Here is a 4,624-nt window from a genome sequence, read left to right as displayed (position 1 = left end):
CCCCTCGAGCTTGAGGGTGCGACGGACGTCGGCGAGGTCGACCTTGCCGCGCACCCGCGCGTCCACGTCGGGGTCGGACACGGGAGTCCTCAGCACCATCGTCGCGTCGACCGGATTCCGCCCGATCACCAGGTGGAACCGGTGCAGCCGCACCATGGTGCTGTCAGCGCTGCCGCCGGGATTGGCGATGGAGAGATCCATGTTGATGTCCCGCGCCGGCAGCGGGAGATCGGGATATTGGAAGGCGGCGTTGTCCACCTTCGCGTTCACCGCAAAGGAGGGGAAAGCGCTATCACCATACTCACCCTTCACCCGCCCGTTCACCGCAAATGTCCCCGCCGTCTTCACCTTGCCGAAGTCGTGCGCATACACCGCCGGCACCAGGGAGAGGATGCTGAGGAACTTGGTGCTCGGCGCCTTGAACGCGAGATCGATCGCGAGCACTTTCCCGACTTTCCCGTCCTTCCCATCCTTCCCCTCCACCCTTCCCCCCAGCACCAACCGCAGATCATTCAGCCGGAGCTCCGTGTCTTTCAGAGCATAGACCTTCCTGCTTAAGTCCGCCTGCAGGTCGGCCGTGAGACCGAGCGCGACCCGGTTGAGGTAGGGAATGCCGGCGAAGCTGACGCTCACGGTGTCCGCGTCTGCCTTGGTCCGGATGGTGACGAGGTCCTGGCTGAAATCCCCCGACAGCGACTGAGTGAACCCGCGCATCGACGCCTTGAGCTTGGCCCGGCGATTGTCGAAGCGCACGGCGGCATCGGTGATCTCGAACTGCCGGAGGCTGACCGCGACCGGCTTCGACGCCTTCGCCCGCGTCGCGGTCTCCGGCGTCTTCTTGGCGATATCCCAGTTGGCGGTCCCGTCCTCCAGCGCGATCAGTGAAAGCCGGGGCTGGTCGAGCTTGACGGCGCGGACGACAATGGGCCTCCCGCCCAGAACGTTTCCCAGCACGCTGGCCACATCGAGGACCACCCCGAGATGGTGCACCGAGGCGAGAGTGTCCCGCTGGAACCGGCCTACCCCGGCGGCCGTGAGGTCGTCGAGCGTCAGGGTGAGATTGGGAAAGTCACGGAAGAAGCTGAGGCCGGCGTCGCGCCAGTCGACTCGGGCGTCGAGGCTCCGGTTCACCTCGGTCTTGATCCGTTGCGCGATCCGGTCCCGGAAGAGCAGCGGCAGGACCAGGAGCAGGACCAACACCAGGCCGATCACGGTTCCGACCAGGGCCAGAATGCGGGTGCGGCGTTGCATACTCGGAAGGTAGTCGTGCCCGCCGGCGGGTGCCGACGGCCGAGGTCACCCGAACAGCAACCGCACCGTCCAGACGGCGATGATCATCGCCGCGCCATCGGCGATGAGCCCGACCGGCACTGCATGCCGGGTCTTCCGGATGTTGATTGCCCCGAAGTACACGGCGATGACGTAGAACGTGGTCTCGGTCGACCCGAACATAACCGCCGCCATCTTCACCAGGATCGAGTCCTCGCCGTACTGCTTGATCATGTCCACCACGATCCCCGCCGAGCCCGAGCCGGTGAGCGGCCGGATGATCGCCATCGGCAGCACCTCGGGCGGGAACCCGATCAGGCCCAGCACCGGCGCCAGCGCCCGTGCCAGGAAGTCCATCGCCCCGCTGGCCCGGAACATCGCGATGGCGAACAGGATCGCCACCAGATAGGGAATGATCCGGACGGCGACCTGGAATCCCTCCTTGGCACCCTCCACGAAGCTCTCATAGACCGGCACCCGCTTGTACAGGCCGTAGAGCGGGAAGCCCACCAGGATGAGGGGAACGACGAAGATCGAGAGGAGGCCGATGGCGGCGCGAATGGAGTTCATGTGCGCCTCACCGGTTGGGATCGGATGCGCGGTAGCCCGGCAGCCGTCCCAGCAGCTTCGCCATCGTGATGGCGACGATCAGTCCGCAGATCCCGCTGCCGATGATCGGGAACACCAGCTGGTTGATCTGGAGACCGAGGAGACCCAGCAGGAGCACCGGCGGCACCAGCTGCACGCCGGCGGTGTTGAGCGCCAGGAGCATGACCATGGAGTTCGTAGCCGTGTCGGCCGAGCGGTTCAGCTTCTGCAGCTCCTCCATTGCCTTGATCCCGAACGGTGTGGCCGCGTTGCCCAGGCCCAGACAGTTGGCCGTGAGATTGAGCGCGATCAGCCCCAGCGCGGGATGGTCTGGCGGCAGCTCGGGGAAGAGCGGGCGGAGCACCGGCCGCACCAGCTTCACCAGGGCGTAGATGATCCCGGCGTGCTCCGCGATCTTGAGCAGGCCGAGAAACAGCGACAGCACCCCGACCAGCCCCAGCGCGATCTCCGCCGCCGTCTTGGCGAAGTCGAGCGCCGCGGCGGCGATGCCGTTGAGCTTGACGAAGCGGACCGGCTCGAACACAACTCCCGATGCCGTCGGCGCTGGCCCCACCAGGCGCCCCTGCAGCTCCTGATCGCGGGAGCTCGAGACCTTGCCGATCGTCGCCAGCGGCTCGGGCAGCGTGGTGCCAGCAGCGAAGCGGAGCTGGGTCCCCTCGCGAGTCTGCAGCAGGTAGCCGGGATAGCTCGCGGCGGGTGCCACGGATGGGTCCGTCTGGTAGAAGGTCGCGTACTGCCGGGGGTCGATCCGGATCTCCACCGGTACCCGCCGGGCGGCCGAGTCGTAGCCCTGGGGGAAGGTGAGGACCACCGGGAGCGGCTGCCCGTTTCGATACCGGTCCCGGGCCAGGTCGCTGGCGTCGTTGCCGATGGCGAACAGGAAGCTGCTGACGATCAGGCCTGCCCAGATGTAGTTCAGCATGTGGGGCCTGGGATTGGGAAGTGTGGGGAACGCGGACAAATATGGTGGGGGAGGGCGGCGGGGCCCAACCCGGGAGAGGCTGGGGCGAGCAGCTGGACGATCTTGAAGATCTGGACCGAGGCCAGGGTAGGACCTGACGAACGCTGTCAACCGGCGGACCTGGTGGGACGGGGCGCAGGCAGCTAGCCTAGAGCACCGCATTCGCGAGGCGCCACTGACCGACACGCTTGATCGCCTTCGGGCGGCCCTCTCCGACCGCTACCTGCTCGGTCGCGAGCTGGGCGGCGGCGCCATGAGCCGCGTCTTCATGGCCGAGGAGACCAGCCTCGGCCGGAAGGTGGTCATCAAGGTGCTCCCGCCGGAGCTCGCGGCCGCCGTGAGCGTGGACCGGTTCCGGCGTGAGATCCAGCTCGCCGCCTCGCTCCAACACCCTCACATCGTCCCGCTGCTCGCCGCCGGAGAGGCTGGCGATCTCCTGTTCTACTCCATGCCGTTGATCGAGGGCGAGTCGCTACGGGCACGCCTCGCGCGCGAGGGCGAGCTGCCGGTGTCAGAGGCGGTGCGCGTCCTGCGCGACGTCGCCGACGCGCTGAGCTACGCCCACCGACACGGCGTGATCCACCGGGACATCAAGCCGGACAACGTGCTGCTCTCGGACGATCACGCCCTGGTGACCGACTTCGGAGTCGCCAAGGCGCTGGATCAGGCGCGGCACTCGTCCCTGACCGGCACCGGCATGGCGCTCGGCACGCCGGCCTACATGGCTCCGGAGCAGGCGAGCGCAGACCAGCATACCGATCACCGGGCCGACATCTACGCGCTGGGCGTCCTCGGTTACGAGATCCTCGCGGGCCAGCCGCCGTTCATCGGCCCTAGCGCACAGGCGGTGATCGCCGCTCACATGGTGCAGATGCCTACACCGCTCGCGGTCCTCCGGCCCAGCGTGCCGCCCGCGCTCACGGCGCTGGTGATGCGCTGCCTGGAAAAGCGGCCGGCCGACCGCTGGCAGAGTGCGGCGGACCTGCTCCACGCCCTGCAGTCGTTCAGCACCCCCGTCGATGGCGTCACCGCTACAGCCGTTTCTCCCGCCAGGGCGAGCCCCCGGAGGAGCCGACGGCGGACGGCGGTGGCCGTCCTTGGAGCCGCGCTCGCGGCGATGGCCGCCGGGTGGCTCGCGCTGCGGCACTCTCGCGAGGGCCTGCCGCTCGATGCCGACCTCGTGGCCGTCGCGCCCTTCGACGTTCCCGATAGCAGACTCGCGCTCTGGCGCGAGGGGCTGGTGGACGTGCTCTCGCGCAACCTGGATGGCGCGGGACCGGTACGCAGCGTCGCGCCGACCACCGTGATCCGGCGCTGGTCCGGCCGCGCGGACCGGCCCTCGGCGTCGGCCCTGGGGCGGCGGACCGGGGCCGGGCTCGTCGTGTTCGGGAGTCTCCTTGGCACCGGTCCCGATTCGGCGCGACTCACGGTCACGGCGCTCGACATCGCGGAGGACCGCCCGCTCGCCGAGTTCGAGCTCCGCGATGCGGTCGACCGGGTCGACCGGCTGTCCGATTCGCTCACCGTGCGGCTGCTGCGGGAACTCGGACGGACCCGACGGATCCCGGTGTTCCGGACGACCTCGATGGGATCGAGCTCGCTGTCGGCGCTCAAGGCGTTTCTCCGGGGCGAGCAATGGTTCCGGCGGGCCGCCTGGGACTCGGCGCTCGCCGCGTATGACGATGCGATCGCGCTCGACAGCGGCTTCGCGCTGGCGCTGTGGCGCTCGGGCCAGGTGCTGGGATGGCGGCGCTGGGCGGGCGACTCGACCTCGATGGCCTTGTC

General features: G+C 68.6%; 4 protein-coding genes. 1 reads left to right on the top strand and 3 read right to left on the bottom strand.

The annotated features are described in order from the left end of the window. From VHR41_20160 to VHR41_20150, 3 genes are all read right to left on the bottom strand, one after another. Positions 1–1,251: AsmA family protein (locus VHR41_20160; protein HEX3236517.1), on the bottom strand; the 1,251-nt coding region annotated here is incomplete at its 3' end. A 45-nt stretch (positions 1,252–1,296) separates the two neighbouring features. Next, a complete protein-coding gene (locus VHR41_20155) occupies positions 1,297–1,839 on the bottom strand; it encodes a spore maturation protein (GenBank protein HEX3236516.1) in 543 nt (180 codons plus the stop codon). 7 nt (positions 1,840–1,846) lie between these two features. Beyond that, entirely contained in the window at positions 1,847–2,800 is a 954-nt protein-coding gene (locus VHR41_20150) for a nucleoside recognition domain-containing protein (protein ID HEX3236515.1), read from the bottom strand. A gap of 292 nt (positions 2,801–3,092) precedes the next feature. On the opposite strand from VHR41_20150, the gene VHR41_20145 reads away from it, so the two are divergent. Further along, on the top strand, positions 3,093–4,624 hold a 1,532-nt coding region (locus VHR41_20145), incomplete at its 3' end, for a serine/threonine-protein kinase (protein ID HEX3236514.1).

This window comes from Gemmatimonadales bacterium, from assembly GCA_036265815.1.
Lineage (GTDB): Bacteria > Gemmatimonadota > Gemmatimonadetes > Gemmatimonadales > GWC2-71-9 > CAVVWJ01.
The sequence above is the reverse complement of the archived record's forward strand: the minus strand, read 5'-3'. Positions and strand labels throughout refer to the sequence as shown.

Coding starts and splice junctions, on each gene's coding strand:
- VHR41_20155 (HEX3236516.1), bottom strand. CDS start 1,839: ATGAACTCCATTCGCGCCGCCATCGGCCTCCTCTCGATCTTCGTCGTT.
- VHR41_20150 (HEX3236515.1), bottom strand. CDS start 2,800: ATGCTGAACTACATCTGGGCAGGCCTGATCGTCAGCAGCTTCCTGTTC.